The sequence below is a fragment of the Arthrobacter sp. NicSoilB4 genome (assembly GCF_019977335.1).
In the GTDB taxonomy this organism is placed as follows: Bacteria; Actinomycetota; Actinomycetes; order Actinomycetales; family Micrococcaceae; genus Arthrobacter.
This window is the reverse complement of sequence record NZ_AP024653.1, coordinates 3,615,975-3,633,605: the sequence shown is the minus strand read 5'-3', so window position 1 is coordinate 3,633,605 and position 17,631 is coordinate 3,615,975. Positions and strand designations below refer to the sequence as shown.

The window sequence follows — 17,631 nt, the reverse complement described above, 5'->3', positions numbered from 1 at the left end:
CCATGCCGCACCACGGTAACGAAGAAGAGCACGGTTCTTCCGAGAGCCGTCGCGACGCTGAGCAGCGGGAGAACGAGCCGCAGAAGCCGATCATCCACGACAACCGCAAGGTTGATCCGAAGACCGGCCAGGCCCGCCACCCCGACCAGGAGCACACCGATGCTGCGGACTCCCGTTCCGGGGATGCGCTGTCCCAGGCGGAGGACATCCTCAACAGTGTTGAGGTGCCGGCCGCGGAGTCAGTGGCCCAGGGTGCCGACGGGGCCGAAGCGGAGGAGCTCAGGAATGATCTTCGCCGCCTGCAGGCCGAGTACGTCAACTACCGCAAGCGCGTCGAACGCGACCGTGCCGTGGCAGGGGAGATGGCCGTCATCGGCGTCCTGAACTCCCTGCTCCCGGTCCTGGACGACGTCGACGCCGCCCGCCAGCATGGTGACCTCACGGACGGACCGTTCGCCGCGATCGCCGCCAAGCTGGAGAACGCGCTGAAGACGTACGGCCTGGTGCGCATCGATGAGACCGGCGTGGAGTTCGACCCCACGATCCACGAGGCCCTCATCCAGCAGCCCGGCCCGGACGTCGAGATCGACACCGTCAGCCAGGTCCTGCGCTCCGGCTACAAGTCCGGCGACCGCGTGCTCCGCGCAGCACAGGTCATCGTGGCTGTACCGGCGTAGTGACCTTCGCGGAATGAGACAAGGGGCCCCGCCCCTTCGCGTGGTGGCTCGGTCCTGACGGACCAAGCCACCACGCTCCGGCAGCGGATATTGGCCTTCCCAACACTCGCAAGCTCGTGTCGGGGCCCTCGGCCAGATCCTTAGATGCCACTCCCGGGCCCCTTGTCTCACTCCGCTCAGCGGTAGTCTCGCCTTATCTCTTTGTATTTTGAAAGGAAACGCCATTGGCTAGCCAGGACTGGGTGGACAAGGACTTTTATAAGATCCTTGGAGTCGCCAAGGACGCTTCCGACGCCGACATCAAGAAGGCTTACCGGAAGCTCGCGCGGCAGCACCACCCGGACACCAACGCGGGCGACACGGCTTCGGAGAAGAAGTTCAAGGACATCTCCGAGGCCTACTCCGTGCTTTCCGATCCCGACGAGCGCCAGCAGTATGACGCCATCCGGGCCATGGGCGGCGCACGGTTCGCCCCCGGTGGCGGCGGCGGTGCAGCCGGCGGCGGGGCTGGCTTCGAGGACCTCTTTGGCGGCCTGTTCACCGGCGGCGGGGGACGCCACTCCGGCGGCTACAGCACGGCTGGCGGCATTCCGCCGGAATTCGCCGACCTCTTCGGCGGGGGCGGCGGATTCGGCGGGGGCGGCCAGTCGTTCCAGCGTGCACCGCAGAAGGGCGCGGACCGCACGGCGTCCACCTCCATTTCCTTCGCCGGGTCAATCCGTGGCACCACCATCGGCCTGCGTGAACCTGACGGCGAAGTCATCGACGTGCGTATCCCGGCCGGCATCAAGGACGGCCAGAAGGTCCGTGTCCGCGGCAAGGGCCAGTACGGTCCGGCCGGCTACGGGGACCTCATGGTCAGCGTCTCGGTGAAGCCGCACGATTTCTACGTCCGCGACGGCGACAACCTGCGCATCCACGTCCCGGTCACGTTCCCGGAGGCGGCCCTGGGCGCCGACATCGAGGTTCCCACCATCGACGGCGACAAGGTCAAGGTACGCGTCCCGGCCGGCACGCCGTCGGGCCGTACCCTCCGGGTCAAGGGGCGCGGCGTCAAACACGCCAAGGCCACGGGGGACTTGCTGGTGACGATCGACGTCGCCGTCCCGCGGAAGCTGAACAAGGACGCCGAAGCGGCCGTGAAGGCCTTTTCCGCGGCTACCGCCGGCGAAGACGTCCGCGCTGAACTGGCAGCCAAGGCCCGGCTCTAGGAACGGGTGCCTGCCATGGCCATCGACTACGAGCAGCCGATCTTCGTCATCTCCGTCGCCGCGGAGCTGGCGGACATGCACCCCCAGACGCTGCGGCAGTACGACCGGCTGGGGATCGTCTCGCCCAGCCGAGCCCCCGGCAAGTCCCGGCGGTATTCGCAGCGGGACATCACCATGCTCCGCGAGGTGCAGCGGCTCTCCCAGGAGGGCGTTTCGCTCGAAGGCATCAAGCGGATCCTGCAACTGGAAAACCAGGTTGCCGCCCTGCAGCGGCGCGTCACCGAACTGAGCGAGGAACTCGAACGACGCCCGCGCGCCCTCGATTCCCGCATCTTTGCCGCCGGAGCCGCGGGCGACGTGGTCAGCCTGGCCCGCGGCAAGCGCCCCCGCGCCCGCTCGCAGGCCGTTGTGGTGTGGCGGCCGCGGAACAGCGAATGACGGAGCCACCTGCCGGTTCCTCTTCCCTCCGCCCCCATCCCTCCACGTAGTCAACGCCGCAGGGTGAGTACTGGCGCCCGGGTACCGGGTAGCCGCCGCTCGTAAAGACGGGTACAGCGTTCACGTGACTTCCGGGCCGTCCGGCCGTTTGAATTGTCCAAGGCAGGAACCTGGCGTTACAGCCAGTGAAACAGCGAGGACAGCCGGGGGGCACCGCATGTTTGATCCATCTTGGCCGGGTAAATCGGCACCTGGACCCGCACTGATCGCGGGCAGGTCATGAACTCCGGGCTCCAGGTCCTGGCCATGTTCGCGGGCTCCCTGCCGGGCTCGATCCTGCTGTCCTTGGGCCAGACCGTCGTCGTCGTCTGTGTCTGCTTCGACATGGTCCGCGCCCTTTCGGTGCCGCGGTCCCACCGCCGCTACGTGGCCAACACCGTCTTCGCGACGCTGGCCTGGCCCTCGATCCTGATCAGCGCGGTCACCGTGCTGATCGATGCCGCCAGCGGTACGTGGCAGGATGTTGCGGCCGGAGTCTTCGTGATGGTCATGGTGGTCTTCCGGTGGCGCCACGGCGGCGACGAGGACAGCTGGTGGAAGGGCAAGGGCAAGAAACTGGCCACCTGGTTCCGCGACCAGACGGCCTCCCGGTCCGCGGCTGCCCCGGCAGCCGCCTGACCCCAACAACGCGGGGTCACTCCGCGCCCATCCCAACGGGTCTTACCGGCGCGACGTGACCCCGCGTTCAGTAGCTGGCGGCGGGACGGGCAGGCCCGCTCACCGGGCCCGGCGGGACGTAGTCGGCGGCGAGAGCCTCGGAGCCGCGTGCCAGCAGCGCCACGTCGGCGCCCACGAGCACGAACGCCGCACCGGCTGCCAGGTAGGCGCGGGCCGTTTCCGGGTTGAAGGCGTTCACCCCGGCGGGTTTGCCGGCCGCTTTGGCGGCGGCAAGGCAGTGTTCGACGGCGGCGCGCACCTGCGGGTGTTCCTGCTGGCCCAGCAGCCCCAGGGAGGCGGCGAGGTCGGAGGGGCCCAGGAAGATCGCATCCACTCCGTCCACGGCCAGGATGTCCTCTACCGCTTCGACGGCCGCGGAGGATTCGATCTGAACGGTGACGCTGACGGTGTCGGAAGCCCGGGCGAGGTAGTCGGGGACCCGGTTCCAGCGCGCGGCCCGGGCCAGGGCGGAGCCCACGCCCCGCACTCCGTGGGGCGGGTAACGGGTGGCGGCCACCGCAGCACGCGCCTCGGCGGCCGAGTTCACCATGGGGACCAGCAGGTTCTGGACGCCCAGGTCCAGGTACTGCTTGATCAGCACCGAGTCGTTGACCGGCGGCCGGACCATCACCTGGACCGGATAGCCGTTCACGGCCTGGAGCTGGGCGAGGATGGATTCGAGCCCGTTGGGGCTGTGCTCGGCGTCGATCAGCAGCCAGTCCAGCCCGGAGCCGGCGCAGAGCTCCGCCACCAGGGGGCTGCCCGAGCAAACCCACATCCCGGCCAACGGACGGCCGGCAGCACCGGTTTGGTTGCGCAGGGCGTCCCGGAAAGTTGCGTCTGGTTCTACTCGAAGCGGCATGTGATGCTCCCCAATGGTCCGTAGTCGGCGTGGACCGTATCACCCTTGTACACCCACATCGGCCGGGTGAAGGAGCCCGCCAGGATGATGTCGCCCGCCTTCATGCTGTCCCCGTGCGCGGCGATCTTGTTGGCCAGCCAGTGCACCCCGTTCGCCGGGTGGTCAAGGACCCCGGCGGCAACGCCGGTTTCCTCCACGGTCTGGTTCTTGTAGAGGATGGCGGAGACCCAGCGCAGGTCCACGGCATCGGGCTTCACCGGGTTGCCGCCGATCACCATGGCACCCATCGCGGCGTTGTCCGAGATGGTGTCCACGATGGTCCGGCCCTCCATCTCGATCCGGGAATCCAGGATCTCAAGGGCCGGAACCACGTAATCGGTAGCCCGCAGGACATCAAAGATGGTGCAGCCGGGGCCCTTGAGCGCGTCTTTCAGCACGAACGCAAGTTCCACCTCCACCCGGGGATGGGTATAGCGGTCCCACTCCACGGAGCAGCCGGTCTCGAGCACCATGTCATCGAAGATGGCGCCGTAGTCCGGTTCGGTGATGCCCGTGGCGGCCTGCATGGCCCTGGACGTGAGGCCGATCTTGCGGCCCACCAGCTTCCGGCCGGCGTCCTCGTTGCGCCGCCGCCACAGCTGCTGCACGGCGTAGGAGTCCTCCACCGTCATGTTCGGGTAGCGGGCCGTCAGCCGGGGGACCGGTGTCCGGCTGCGGCCGGCTTCCAGCAGTTCGTCGGCGATGGCCTCGATCGTCTTGGCATCCAGCATGGCTACAGCTGCGCCCCGAGCTTGAAACCCTCGGCTTCAGAGCCCTCCTTGCGGGTGTAGGAGAACCCGTCGGCCCCCACGGTCACGGCCATTTCAGAGGCTTCGGTGCGTTCGATGACGGGCTGGGGGTTGCCGTCGAGGTCAAGGACCAGGGAGGCCTCGGTGTACCAGGACGGGACCACCGGGTTGCCCCACCAGTCGCGGCGCTGGTTGTCGTGCACGTCCCAGGTGATGGTCGGGTTGTCCGGGTCGCCGGTGTAGTAGTCCTGCGTGTAGATCTCCACGCGGTGGCCGTCCGGGTCCAGGATGTAGAGGTAGAAGGCGTTGGAGACACCGTGCCGGCCGGGGCCGCGTTCGATCCGGTCGCTGATGCGCAGGGCGCCCATCTTGTCGCAGATCTGGATGATGTTGTGCTTCTCGTGGGTGGCGAACGCGACGTGGTGCATGCGCGGGCCGTTGCCGCCGGTCAGGGCGGTGTCGTGCACGGTCTGCTTGCGGTGCATCCACGCGGCGTACGTGACGCCGTCGGAGTCCTGGATGTCCTCGGAGACGCGGAAGCCGAGGTCCTCGAGGTATTTGCGGCCGCGCGGGACGTCCGGGGTGACCTGGTTGAAGTGGTCCAGCCGGACCAGCTCGCCGGCGGAGTAGAGGTCGTAGCGCTGGGTGAGGCGTTCCACGTGCTCCACCTCGTAGAAGAACTCGTAGGGGAAGCCCAGCGGGTCCTCCACCCGGACTGCGTCGCCGATGCCCTTGGTGAAGCCGTCCTTGCGGCGCTCCACCCGGCAGCCCAGTTCCTTGTAGTACGCCTCGGCGGCGTCCACCTCGGCGGGGGACTTCACCCGGTAGGCGAAGGCCGCGACGGCGGCGATGGGTCCCTTGCGGAGCACCAGGTTGTGGTGGATGAACTCCTCCAGGGACCGGAGGTAGATGTTGTTTTCGTCTTCTTCGGTGACGTGCAGGCCCAGGAGGTCCACGTAGAAGGCGCGGGACTTGGCCAGGTCGGTGACGACGATCTCCATGTAGGCGCAGCGGACGATGTCCGGAGCCGGGACCGTGGGGGTGGGGACGAAGTTGGTCATGGGATTCTCTCTTCTTTGAAAGTTGGTCTGGTTGGCGCTGGCTGGAATTAGGCGCCGAATTTGGGGGTATGGACCGTGCCGAGGGTGATGTGGACGGCCTGCTGGTCGGTGTAGAAGTCGATGGAGCGGTAGCCGCCCTCATGGCCGAGTCCGGAGGCCTTGACGCCGCCGAACGGGGTGCGGAGGTCGCGGACGTTGTGGCTGTTGAGCCACACCATGCCGGCTTCCACGTTCTGCGAGAAGTTGTGCGCGCGGGTCAGGTTCTGGGTCCAGATGTAGGCGGCGAGGCCGTACCTGGTGTTGTTCGCCAGGGCGAGGGCCTCGTCGTCGGTGTCGAACGGGGTGATGGCCACCACGGGGCCGAAGATCTCCTCCTGGAAGATCCGCGCGTCCGGTGCGACGTCGGCGAACACGGTCGGGGCGATGTAGTTGCTGTTGTTGAGCCCGGCGGGCAAATTCTCCGGGCGGCCGCCGCCGGCGAGCAGCCGGCCCTCAGTCTTGCCGATCTCCACGTAGGAGGCCACCTTGGCGTAGTGCTCCGGGTGGACCAGGGCGCCCACCTCGGTCTTGGGGTCGTGCGGGTCGCCGACCACGATCTTCTTGGCGCGGGCGGCGTACTTCTCGCAGAATTCCTCGTACACGGCGCGCTCCACCAGGATCCGGGAGCCCGCGGTGCAGCGTTCGCCGTTGAGCGAGAAGACGCCGAAGAGGGCGGAGTCGATCGCGGCGTCGAGGTCGGCGTCGGCGAACACGACGCACGGGGACTTGCCGCCGAGCTCCATGGACAGGCCCTTGAGGTTGGCCGCGGCGTTGCGGAAGATCGTCTGGCCGGTGGTGGTCTCGCCGGTGAAGGAGATCAGCGGGACGTCCGGGTGCTTCACCAGCGCGTCGCCAGCTTCCTCGCCGAGGCCGTTGACCAGGTTGAAGACGCCGTCGGGCAGGCCGGCGTCCTTGAAGATCTGCGCCCACAGGGAGGCGGACAGGGGAGTGAATTCGGCCGGCTTGAGCACCACGGTGTTTCCCGTGGCCAGTGCGGGGGCGAGCTTCCAGGACTCGAGCATGAAGGGCGTGTTCCACGGCGTGATGAGGCCTGCGACGCCGATCGGCTTGCGGTTGACGTAGTTGATCTGGGCGCCGGGGACCTTCATGGCGTCGTCGAACTGGGCCACGATCAGGTCCGCGAAGAAGCGGAAGTTCTCCGCCGCGCGCAGCGCCTGGCCCTTCGCCTGGGTGATGGGCAGGCCGGTGTCGAAGGTCTCCAGCTCGGCGAGCCGGGCCTCCTGGGCTTCGACGGCGTCGGCGATCCGGTTCAGGACGCGGGCCCGCTCGCGGGGCTTCATCTTCGGCCACGGGCCGTTGACGAACGCCTCGCGGGCGGCGGCGACGGCGAGGTCGATGTCCTCTTTCTGGCCGGCGGCCGCAGTGGCGTAATTCGTGTTGGAGACCGGGTCCAGGACGTCGAACGTCTTGCCGCCCACGGAATCAACGAATTCGCCGTTGATGTAGTGCTGGATGTGGGTGGGAAGGTCCTGCGGAACGTAGTGGGTGGTGGCAGCAGGTGCAGTAAACGTCATTGTTGTCTTCCTAACTAACTGATGGTGCAACGCGGGGTCACTTACGGCCCATGTCAAGGGCCTTAATGGGCGCTAAGTGACCCCGCGTTGCTTTGGGCAAGGTACGCGTCCAGGGTGGCGGAGCGATGCAGCCGGGCTGCTTTTTCGATGGCGTCCGCGCCGGCCCCGGACTCGATGAGCTTCAGGAGCGCCTCGTGTTCGTCCACGGACTCGTGGGCACGGCCCGGGACGAAGCGGAAAGTGGAGGACCGCAGCGAGGCGAGCCGGTTCCAGCCCCGGTGGACGAGGTTCAGGATGTGCGGATTGGGGCAGTGCTCGAACAGGACGCTGTGGAAGTCGCGGTTCAGCGCGGTAAAGCGGACGGGGTCGAAGTGCTGCAGGCAGTCCCGCATCTCGGCGTTCACCGCACGTGCGCGCGCAATGTCCGCCGGCCCGATCAACGGGGCCGACAGGGCCGTGGCCGCACCTTCGATGATGCTCAGCGTCTGCATCGTGTAGAGGTATTCGGTGGGGTCGATGCCCGCCACTGTGGCGCCGACGTTCCGCTCGAACGTGACCAGGCCCTCGGCTTCGAGCCGGCGGATGGCTTCCCGGACCGGGACCACGCTGACGCCCAGGTCCTCGGCGATCTTGGCCAGCACCAGCCGGTAACCGGGGGAATAGCTCCCGTCCACGATCCGGGCCTTGACGGCCGCGTAGGCCCGCTCGGACTTGCTGGCTGTTGCCGCCGCAGCGATCGTGGCAGCGGCTGCGGCCCTGGCGGTCGCTGTCATTGGGTGTTCCCCGCTTCCCATTCCGTGTACTTGGCGCGCCATTCGGCGTTCAGCGGGTAGAGGCCGTCCACGCTGTGGCCCTGCCGCACCATCTCGGTGATGAACGTTTCCTCACGTTCCTGCGCGATGGAGTCGTCCGCGAGCTCTTCGGCGAGGGCCGGCGGGATCACCAGGATGCCGTCCGAATCCGCCACGATGATGTCCCCGGGCTGCACGGTGGTGCCGCCGCAGGCGATGGTGATGTCGGTGTCCCACGGGATGTGCCGACGTCCCAGGACTGCGGGGTGCGGGTTGGAATAGTACGTGGGCATCTCCATGGCGGCCACGGCCGAGAAGTCACGGACACCGCCGTCGGTGATGATGGCCGCGGCGCCGCGGACCTGGGCGCGCAGGGCCAGGATGTCGCCGATGGTGCCGGTGCCCTTTTCGCCGCGGGCCTCCATGACCAGGATCTCGCCCTCGTTGACGGAATCGATCGCCTTCTTCTGGGCGTTGAAGCCGCCGCCGTGGGTTTTGAAGAGGTCCTCGCGGTTGGGCACGTAGCGCAGGGTCCGGGCGAGGCCCACGATCCGCTTCTCCGGCCGGGTGGAGCTGAGGCCGTCGATGCTGACGTTGTTCAGGCCGCGCTTGCGCAGCTGGGAGGACAGGGTGGCCGTGCAGACGCTTTCCAGCTTCGACTTCAGCTCCGGGGTCAGGACATGCCCGACGTCGGCAGTCGCCGCCGCTGGTGCCTGAAGCGTGAGCCCCGCCGCTTCGCGTGAGCCGTAGGCTTCCTCCCGCTGGAGATCATCGGTCTTCGGCCGGGCGCCGAAGTCGGCGAACGGCGTCGAACCTTCCGTCACCCGGGTGGCCAGCCGGCCGGTGCTGGCGTCTGTTCCGCCCGGCGTCGTGCTGACTTCAACCTCGACGACGTCGCCCGGCTGGGCGACGGAGGCGCCGGCCGGGGTGCCGGTGAGGATGATGTCTCCCTCCTCGAGGGTGAGCAGCTGGGACAGGTCGGCGATAAGGCGGGCGAACGGGAAGAGCAGGTCTTCGGTGGTGTCGTCCTGCACCAGTTCGCCGTTGTGCCAGGTGCGGATCCGCAGCTTGGCGGGGTCGACGGTGTCCGCGGCGATGAGTCCGGGGCCCACGGGGGTGAAGCCGTCGCCGCCCTTGGACCGGAGGTTGGAGCCCTTGTCGGCGTAGCGGAGGTCGTAGACGCCGAGGTCGTTGCTGGCCGTGACCCACTCGACATGGCGCCAGGCGTCCTCGATGCCGACCCTGCGGGCGGGCTTGCCGATGATCAGGGCGATCTCGCCTTCGAAGCCGAGGAGTTCGCAGCCCGCCGGGCGCTCCACCAATGAGGGGGATTCGGCCGAGCCGGATGCCAGGGAAGAGGAAGGCTTCAGGAAGTAGGAGGGCTGCTCCGGCGTGCGGCCGCGCTGGGCTGCCCGGCTGGGGTAATTGATATGCACCGCGATGACCTTGCGGGCCGCTGCCAGGAGGTGGTCGGTGACCTGTTCCAAGTGTTACTCCTCATCGAGTACGAAATCGTATACGAAAACTATTGCGCGGGGAGCGGGGAACGTCAACCCCGGCGCGGGAGATTTCCCGGGCGCTTGTAACCCACGTCATACCTGCCGTAGAGTTTTGGAACACCACAAGTTTCAATTATCGAACGCGGCGTTCAAATAACGAACAGCTGTGACTGTGACAGACCGCCACACAATGAAGTGAGGAAAGCCCGTGCAGTTCCACCACCACGGTTACGTATCCGGTGACCCGCGAATCCAGCCGGCCTCCGGCGTCGGCATCGACCGGCCCGCACAACTTCCCGATGAGGTTGACGTGCTCATTGTGGGCAGCGGACCCGCGGGCATGCTCGCGGCCGCGCAGCTGTCCCAGTTCCCTGGCATTACGACGCGGATCGTGGAGCGCCGCGGCGGCAGGCTCGCCATCGGCCAGGCCGACGGCATCCAGGCCCGGAGTGTCGAGACCTTCCAGGCCTTCGGCTTCGCGGAGCGGATCATCGCCGAGGCGTACCGGATCACCGAGATGGCCTTCTGGAAGCCGGACCCCGCGGACCCCTCCCGGATCGTCCGCAGCGCCCGCGCCGTCGACGACACGACGGGCATCAGCGAATTCCCGCACCTGATCGTCAACCAGGCCCGCGTGCTGGATTACTTCGGCGAGTTCATGGCGAACGCTCCCACACGGATGTCGCCCGACTACGGCTATGAGTTCCGCAGCCTCGAGGTCGGCGAGGGGGAGTACCCCGTCGCCGTCACGCTACAGCACTCGGCCGGCCCCGACGAAGGCCGGGAGCGCATTGTCCGGGCCAAGTACGTCGTCGGCGCGGACGGCGCTCGGAGCAAGGTGCGGGACTCGATCGGCTGCACGCTCGCCGGCGACCAGGCCAACCACGCCTGGGGCGTTATGGACGTCCTCGCCGTCACGGACTTCCCGGACATCCGCACGAAGTGCGCGATCCAGTCCGGCTCGGGCGGCAGCATCCTCCTGATTCCCCGCGAAGGCGGCCATCTCTTCCGCATGTACGTCGACCTCGGCGAGGTCCCGCAGGGCGACGCCGGCGCCGTCCGCAGCACCACCATCGAGCAGATCATCGGCAAGGCGAACGCGATCCTCCACCCCTACACGCTCGACGTGCGCAACGTCGCCTGGCACAGCGTGTACGAGGTGGGCCACCGCCTCACCGACCGGTTCGACGACGTCCTCCCGGACCAGCGCGGCACCCGCACCCCGCGCGTGTTCATCACCGGCGACGCCTGCCATACGCACAGCGCGAAGGCGGGACAGGGCATGAACGTCTCCATGCAGGACGGCTTCAACCTGGGCTGGAAGCTCGGACACGTCCTCGAGGGCCGCAGCCCGGAAAGCCTGCTGTCCACGTACTCGGCCGAGCGCCAGGTCATCGCGAAAAACCTCATCGACTTCGACAAGGAGTGGTCGACGCTCATGGCGAAGAAGCCGGAGGAGTTCGAAAGCCCCTCCGAGCTCGAGGACTTTTACGTCAGCACCGCCGAATTCCCGGCCGGGTTCATGACCCAGTACGCCCCCTCCATGCTCATCGGCGGCCCGGCGCACCAGGACCTGGCCACCGGCTTCACCATCGGCAAGCGCTTCAAGTCCGCGCCCGTGGTGCGGGTCTGCGACACCAATCCGCTGCACCTGGGCCACCAGGCCATGGCGGACGGCCGGTGGCGCATCTACGTCTTCGCCGACGGGGCCGCGGCGGGAGCACCGTCGCCGACCACTGACCTGGCCGCGTGGCTGGCCGGCGCGCCGGACTCACCGCTCGCGGCCACCCCCGAGGGCGCCGACCGTGACGCGTGGTTCGACGTGAAGGTGATCTACCAGCAGGAGCACACCAGCGTGGACATCGGCGCGGTGCCGTCGGTGTTCAAGCCGCAGGTGGGACCGTTCAAGCTCAACTACCTTGAGAAGGTCTACGCCACCGATCCGGCGGCGGACATTTTCGAGCTGCGCGGCATCGACCGCGGCGGCGCTGTGGTGGTGGTGCGCCCGGACCAGTACGTGGCCAACGTCCTGCCCCTGACGGCGACGGCAGAGCTCGCCGCGTTCTTCGCGCCCCTTCTGCAGGCGGGCCACCGTGCCCCCGAATTCCAGGACCACGCGGGCTAAGCTCCTGGTTCGGTGACGCTCCTGCCCAGTTAATGCCTCCTGCACCTCAACTCGCGCCCAGGTTTCCGCGGAATCCCGGGGGTTCCCGGGCGTTGAGAATGGGGTGCGGCACCGAGTAACTGGGCAGGATCGTCGCCGCTCGGGACTGCCCCTCCGCGCGCAGGTTGATCACCGCAACGCGGGGTCAGATCCGGCCCATCTCCGGGGGCCTTACCGGCGCTATGTGACCCCGCGTTGCTGGTTGGATCAACCGCATCAGTCGGTGAACAGGCCGGCCAGGTCCTCGGCGGTGAGCGCCCCGCCGGACAGCGCGTCGCCCGCCATGACGTCGGCAAACAGCTGGGATTTCCGTGCCTTGAGCGCCATGACCTTTTCCTCGATGGTGTCCTTGGCGACGAGCCGGTAGACCATCACGTTGCGGGCCTGGCCGATCCGGTGTGTGCGGTCCACGGCCTGCGCCTCCGAGGCCGGGTTCCACCACGGGTCCAGCAGGAACACGTAGTCCGCCTCCGTCAGGTTCAGGCCGAACCCGCCGGCCTTGAGGCTGATCAGGAACACCGGGGCGGCGCCGTTCTTGAACTCATTAACGACGTCGGTGCGGTTGCGGGTGCTGCCGTCGAGGTAGCAGAACTCTATGTTCTCCTCGATCAGCCGTTCCCGGACCTTGCCCAGGAAGCCGGTGAACTGGCTGAAAATGAGGGCCCGGTGGCCTTCCGCCACGAGGTCCTCCAGCTGCTCGAACAGCACATCGAGCTTGCTGGACCGCACACCGGAGAGCGAGGGATCGATCAGCGACGGGTCCAGGCTGAGCTGCCGCAGCAGCGTGAGGGACTGGAAGATGGTGAAGCGGTTCTTGTTGACGTCGTCGATCAGGCCGAGGATCTTCTGGCGCTCCCGCTGCAGGTGCGTCTGGTAGACCTTCTGGTGCCGCGGGTTCAGCACCACTTCGAGGATCTGCTCCTGCTTCGGCGGCAGGTCGTGGATGACCTGCTCCTTGGTGCGCCGCATCATCAGCGGACGGACCCGACGCCGGAGCTTGTCCAGTTGCGCCTTGTCGCCGTTCTTTTCCACCGGCTTCTGGTAGTACTCGGCGAACCGCTTCGGGCTGGAGAAGAGCCCCGGCGCGACAATCGAGGTGAGCGCCCAGAACTCCATCAGGTTGTTCTCCAGCGGCGTGCCGGTGATGGCCAGTTTGAACACGGCCGGAAGCTTCCGGGCGCACTGGTAGGCCTTGGACTGGTGGTTCTTGACGAATTGGGCCTCGTCCAGGACCAGTCCCGCCCATTCCTTGGCGGCGTAGGCATCGTAGTCGATCCGGAACAGGGCGTAGGAGGTGATGACGATGTCCGCACCGGCCATCGCCTCTGCGGGGTTCGAGCCGCTCTTGGCAAACGTTTCGCCGATGGCCCGCACCGTGAGGCCCGGGGCGAACCGTGCAGTCTCGGCCTCCCAGTTGCCCACGACGCTCGTGGGGGCGACGACGAGGAAAGGTGCGGCGGGCGCATTGGGGCCCGCGCCGGGCGCCGGGCTGGCGGCAGCACCGCCGTCGGACGCTTCCGTCCCCACTGCCGCGTCTTTGGCGGCGCAGATCAGCGCCAGCGCCTGCACCGTCTTGCCCAGGCCCATGTCATCGGCCAGCACCCCGCCCAGTCCGTGACGGTAGAGGAAGCTCAGCCAGTTGAAGCCCTCCAGCTGGTACGGGCGGAGCTCGGCGTTGAGGGTTGCTGGCAGTGGCAGTCCCTGCACGCCGCCTTCCAGCAGCCCGCCGACAGCCTCGCGCCAGGCCGTGGCCTGCTGGTCCACGATGCCGAGCTGGGCCAGTTCGTCCCAGAGCCCTGCCTGGAAGCGGCTGATCTGCAGAGGCGCGTCCTTGTTGTCCTGGAGTTCCCGGGCCTCTTCAATCAAAGCCCGGAGCTGGTGCAGTTCGGGCAGGTCCAAGGAGAAGTAGGCCCCGCTGGGGAGCAGCATCTTGGTCTGGCCGGCCGCCAGGGCTGAGAAAACGGCTGCGAAGGACACCGGCTGGCCCTCCAGGGAAATCTGGATGCCCAGGTCGAACCAGTCACGCTGCTCCGTGGCCTTGGTGGAGATGGACACCACCGGGGCCTCTTCGGCCTCCCGGTAGTCGGCGATTTCCCCGGCCGTGTCCACGGAAACGCCGGGGACCTCGCGGAGCCGGGGGAGCAGCTCCTCGGTGAAGGCCAGGGTGTCGAGGCCGCTGAGTTCAGCCGAGGCCGCCAGCCGCGGCGTTCCCCAGCCGCCGGTGGCCGACTCGCCAAGGGCCGGCACCACGTCCCAGGGCTGCCCGACTGCCTCGAGGATCCGGGCCTCGGCGGGGTCGTCCCGGTAGCCGTGATCGCCGGGGTGGCGCCACAACGGCTGGGCTGTGACGAGCTTGCCGGACTTGTAGTGCCACTCCCAGTGCAGCCGGACGCGGTGGCCGGCGCCGTAGTTCGCCAGCAGCGACAGGGTGGGAACGGCCAGCTGGGGCAGTTCCACGGACTCATCGGTGGCCGTGACCCGGGCGCTCTGCTTGAGCTTGGGGTAGAAACCGGTCAGGAACCGGCTCTCATCGCGGGCCGGAATGTGCAGCGTGGTTCCGGCCGTGACGAAGGTCAGGAGCTCCTCGCTGAGGCCGCTCTCTAGCGGGGCGAGCGTGATGACGGAGTCCGCGGGGGCGACGCCGGGCAGGGCGTCCGCCCCGGAGGTCAGGAAGATCCCGTGGGCCGGACGCCCGATCGTGCCGACTGATGCCGGATCAACAATCTCCCCCTCCACCGTGATGGTGGGGGCGAGCGACAGGCCGCCGGCGTCCCCGCCGGCGGCCGGCTCGACGGCGTCGGTTCCCTCGGCCGGTGCGGTCCCGTACCGGGTCAGGTTGAGTCCGACGGCGGCCGGCTGCTCAACGAGCCGCACCGGCTCGGAACCCCGGCTGTGGACGAGGGCGACGCCGACCTTCCGGGCCTGGGCCAGCAGGCTCCACAGGTTCTTGCCGGCATAGGTGTTCAAACCCAGCCACAGCCCGGTCCCGGCGTGCTGGCGGTTGGCCTGGGCGGTGTGCGCGGCGAGGAACTCCTGCATCCACTCGACGTGGGCCTCGTTGCATTCGCGCCGGTAGCTCAGGTAGCTCAGGGTGTTCCACGAGACATCGCCCCGGATCCATTTGCCCTTGGCGCCCATGATGACGGGACGCGCCTTCAGTTGCCGGACGCTGCGCAGCGGATCGCGGCGGCCGGTGTAGGAGAAGTGCGGGGCGGGTTCCTCGATCTCGAACTGGAGGGCCAGCGGAATGCCGTTGGTGGACTGGGTGATCCCTGGCTGGGCGATCAGAGGGCTGAGGGCCTGTTCCCAGTCCGGGACATCCAGCACCGGGACCTGCCGGGACAGCCGGCTCACATCGGCGGGGGCGAGCAGTTGGACCCGGATGGCCGGGTTGTCCTCGGCAGAGAACAGCAGGGCGGCCACATGCTTGCAGTCTTTCCGGACCGGGCAGCTGCAGACCCCAACGGTGCAGCTCCAGCCGCCCGCCTTCCGGACCAGCTTCGCCGTCGTCGAATACGGCACGTCGGCGCCGCCCCGCACCTTGCCAAGCATGAGGCCGGTGGCGGCATCGAAGGAAATCCCGGAAACGCGGCTCCCCATGGCGTAGGCGAGCCCGGCCGCGAGTGAGCGGTCGTTGATTGCGGGAGTCTGTATTGCCAGTGCCGCACTCTCGTCCGGATGGGATGGCATGTGCGCACTACTTTCAGCAGTTGGTCATCTGATCCATCTTAGCGAGCCGGGCGGGCCCCTCGAACTCAGGGGGCGGCCAGGGACGTGAGGACGACGGCGCGTGGCACGGTTCCGAAGGCTGCCTGGCGGCTGTCACAGGCAACGGACCACACGGACGCGGAAGGAAGCGCGGATGCCGGGGGCCGGCTGGACGGGTTCTTCCCTGCGGCTAGGCCGCCAACGCTGTGTCGAAGAGGCGCTCGGCCAGCCGGAGCAGGTGTGCAGGCGCATCAGCTTCGTCGCCGTTGTTTCCGTGTCCGAGGAAAACCACCGTTCCGCTGACGGTCTCCTCAAGATGTAGGCCTGCTTCGCGGATCAGCACTTCGGCCCGGGCGTTCAGTGGCAGGGGGATGAAGTCTGCCTCGTCGTTCAGATAGATGTGCCACCCGGTGCCAGTGATTGCTCCGACGTTTCCTTCAACCAGGGCCTGCCGTGTGGCCAGGGACGTGTCGATCTCTTCGACGCGAACGGGGTGGCTAAGGCGGGCCGGAATAATGAGGGCTCTATTTGTCTGGAGCATGACCGGGTCTTTCTCTGTCTGAACGATCAATAATTTCCACAGGTTTTGAAAATGGGGCGCACCCGGGAATCACCTGGTGCCCGGGGCAAGAAATGTTAAGCGCCGGACAACGTTCTGTGGTGTAAATTGTTTCGTCAGTACGAATTTGAACGTTTTCGTCCGGCTGCCCGCGGTTCTCCCTGCACGAAGGGCCCCGCCCCGAGGGGTGTTGCGCGGGGCCATCCGCCTGTGACCGTGCCCCGCTGCACTTAGTGCGTCAGGGCCGGGGTGTCACCTCTGGTTTTTACGCGGCTTTGCGAACAGAATTTCGCTGGATTCGTTTTTTGCCTTCTTTTCGGCCCTTTTTTCGAGAATCGATTTTCCCGTTTTCTTGGCATTGATGGTTCTGGGGGATTTTCCTGACAATGGAATCACGCCTTTCTAAACGCTATCTACCCATCACCATACCTACTTATATTTTAAATGCCAGTCCGCGGGTTGGGGGGAAATTAGGGGCCGGACGCTGACGCAAAAAGAGACCCGACAAGTGCCGTCCGGACGGAGGCGCCACTTGACGTTCTTTCGCGGCTCCCGCCGCCATCCCCGCCCGTCCCGGGTCACCCAAACTTCGCCAGACGTTCAGCTCCGGCTCAACCACAGCGCCGGAGGTGCAACGTACGTTGAAAGGGTTCGGAGCGGCACCCGCCTAAGCAGTGAGGATTTTCCATGAGCAACGGCCTTTCCACCACCCTTCCCGCCACCGGATACGCGACGGTCCTGCCGCGGGAGAGCATCAACGGCAGCGACGCGGACGTCGTCGACGCGAACGTGAACGTGGTCAACATGATGTACGCGGAGTTGCTCGACATCGAGGAAATTGCTCCGAACGCCCTGGGCAGCTACTACGTTGACTTCTACCTGACGCAGTGTCTGGGCGGCGGGTTCGCCCAGTACGTGTTCTCCGCGCCCGAGCGCGCGGAGATCGACGCCTGCGTCCGGGCAGGGCTGGAAGGCATGGGGGCAGCCGCGCACCTTGACCTCTTCAACCGCAGCGTGGCTGCCTTCGACTCCCTCACCGAGGAGGAGGCCGACGCGTACCTTGACGGGGATACGGACCTGGAAGGCGACGCCGACGGCGGTGTGCCGGACGCCGTGCGCCTCCTCGAAGAGCTCGACGGCGAGTTCGAAACCCTGCTGCAAACCGAAGACATCATCGCGCTCAACGCCGCCTGGCTCAGGAGCCAGGCAGACCTCCTCGTCCTGGACGATGAGGAGCTCGACCGTCACATCGCCGAGCGTGTGTCCCGGATCCCCAACCTTGCGGAACGCCAGGCCGAGGCCGCCGAGGATGAGCTGCTGGACACCCCGGAATTCGAGATGATCATCCGCGAGCTGTGCTCCGTGGCCGGGCACACGCTCCTGAAGATCACTATGGGCGACCCCAACTATGAGCACGAGGGCCAGACCGCCCTGGCCTGGCATTTCACCACGGACCAGGGCGAGTTCCTTATGCTGGACGATGAGCGCGAAGCAGTCATGATCCACCCGGACACCAAGGAGATCCTGGCCGCCGTCGAGTTCGAGGAAGAGGACGACTGAGCCGAAGTTTCGGCCGCCGGGG

Annotated in this window: 14 protein-coding genes; 6 read left to right on the top strand and 8 right to left on the bottom strand. The window is 67.2% G+C overall.

What is annotated here, in order from left to right; genetic code table 11:
* Positions 1-2: 2 nt before the first annotated feature.
* The 4 genes from grpE (at position 3) to LDO13_RS16695 (ending at position 3,004) form a co-directional block, all read left to right on the top strand.
* Complete coding sequence (grpE, locus tag LDO13_RS16710; RefSeq protein ID WP_224047794.1) at positions 3-677, top strand: nucleotide exchange factor GrpE; 675 nt, start codon at positions 3-5, stop codon at positions 675-677.
* A 224-nt stretch (positions 678-901) separates the two neighbouring features.
* Positions 902-1,888 carry a DnaJ C-terminal domain-containing protein gene (locus tag LDO13_RS16705; RefSeq protein ID WP_224047793.1) on the top strand — a complete coding sequence of 329 codons (987 nt, stop codon included), beginning with the start codon at positions 902-904 and terminating at the stop codon, positions 1,886-1,888.
* A gap of 15 nt (positions 1,889-1,903) precedes the next feature.
* Positions 1,904-2,326, top strand: coding sequence for a helix-turn-helix transcriptional regulator (locus LDO13_RS16700; protein ID WP_224047792.1), 423 nt, complete (start codon positions 1,904-1,906; stop codon positions 2,324-2,326).
* 279 nt (positions 2,327-2,605) lie between these two features.
* Positions 2,606-3,004, top strand: coding sequence for a hypothetical protein (locus LDO13_RS16695; RefSeq protein WP_224047791.1), 399 nt, complete (start codon positions 2,606-2,608; stop codon positions 3,002-3,004).
* A 67-nt stretch (positions 3,005-3,071) separates the two neighbouring features.
* Here LDO13_RS16695 and LDO13_RS16690 read toward each other — a convergent pair whose 3' ends face one another.
* From LDO13_RS16690 to LDO13_RS16665, 6 genes are all read right to left on the bottom strand, one after another.
* A complete protein-coding gene (locus LDO13_RS16690) occupies positions 3,072-3,905 on the bottom strand; it encodes an HpcH/HpaI aldolase/citrate lyase family protein (RefSeq protein WP_224047790.1) in 834 nt (277 codons plus the stop codon).
* The gene (hpaH, locus tag LDO13_RS16685) at positions 3,890-4,675 is read right to left on the bottom strand and encodes a 2-oxo-hept-4-ene-1,7-dioate hydratase (RefSeq protein WP_224047789.1); all 786 of its coding nucleotides are present in this window, start codon (positions 4,673-4,675) and stop codon (positions 3,890-3,892) included. The genes LDO13_RS16690 and hpaH overlap by 16 nt, the downstream gene beginning before the upstream one ends.
* Before the next feature lie 2 nt (positions 4,676-4,677).
* Positions 4,678-5,754 (bottom strand): 3,4-dihydroxyphenylacetate 2,3-dioxygenase, encoded by a 1,077-nt coding sequence (gene hpaD, locus LDO13_RS16680; RefSeq protein ID WP_224047788.1) that lies wholly within the window; start codon positions 5,752-5,754, stop codon positions 4,678-4,680.
* Between the two features lie 47 nt (positions 5,755-5,801).
* On the bottom strand, positions 5,802-7,328 hold the full coding sequence (gene hpaE / locus LDO13_RS16675) for a 5-carboxymethyl-2-hydroxymuconate semialdehyde dehydrogenase (RefSeq protein WP_224047787.1): 1,527 nt from the start codon (positions 7,326-7,328) through the stop codon (positions 5,802-5,804).
* A gap of 62 nt (positions 7,329-7,390) precedes the next feature.
* Positions 7,391-8,101, bottom strand: a complete 711-nt coding sequence (locus tag LDO13_RS16670; protein WP_224047786.1) for a GntR family transcriptional regulator — start codon at positions 8,099-8,101, stop codon at positions 7,391-7,393.
* A complete protein-coding gene (locus LDO13_RS16665; protein WP_224047785.1) occupies positions 8,098-9,606 on the bottom strand; it encodes a fumarylacetoacetate hydrolase family protein in 1,509 nt (502 codons plus the stop codon). Before LDO13_RS16665 ends, LDO13_RS16670 begins: the two co-directional genes overlap by 4 nt.
* Before the next feature lie 220 nt (positions 9,607-9,826).
* On the opposite strand from LDO13_RS16665, the gene LDO13_RS16660 reads away from it, so the two are divergent.
* Positions 9,827-11,743 (top strand): FAD-binding monooxygenase, encoded by a 1,917-nt coding sequence (locus tag LDO13_RS16660; protein ID WP_224047784.1) that lies wholly within the window; start codon positions 9,827-9,829, stop codon positions 11,741-11,743.
* 255 nt (positions 11,744-11,998) lie between these two features.
* Here LDO13_RS16660 and LDO13_RS16655 read toward each other — a convergent pair whose 3' ends face one another.
* Positions 11,999-15,472, bottom strand: coding sequence for a DEAD/DEAH box helicase (locus LDO13_RS16655; protein ID WP_224047783.1), 3,474 nt, complete (start codon positions 15,470-15,472; stop codon positions 11,999-12,001).
* A gap of 208 nt (positions 15,473-15,680) precedes the next feature.
* On the bottom strand, positions 15,681-16,031 hold the full coding sequence (locus LDO13_RS16650; protein WP_224047782.1) for a DUF3846 domain-containing protein: 351 nt from the start codon (positions 16,029-16,031) through the stop codon (positions 15,681-15,683).
* Positions 16,032-16,736: 705 nt separating this feature from the next.
* Here LDO13_RS16650 and LDO13_RS16645 point away from each other — a divergent pair.
* Positions 16,737-17,609: a hypothetical protein gene (locus LDO13_RS16645; RefSeq protein ID WP_224047781.1), complete on the top strand. Its 873-nt coding sequence runs from the start codon at positions 16,737-16,739 to the stop codon at positions 17,607-17,609.
* Positions 17,610-17,631 lie beyond the last annotated feature (22 nt).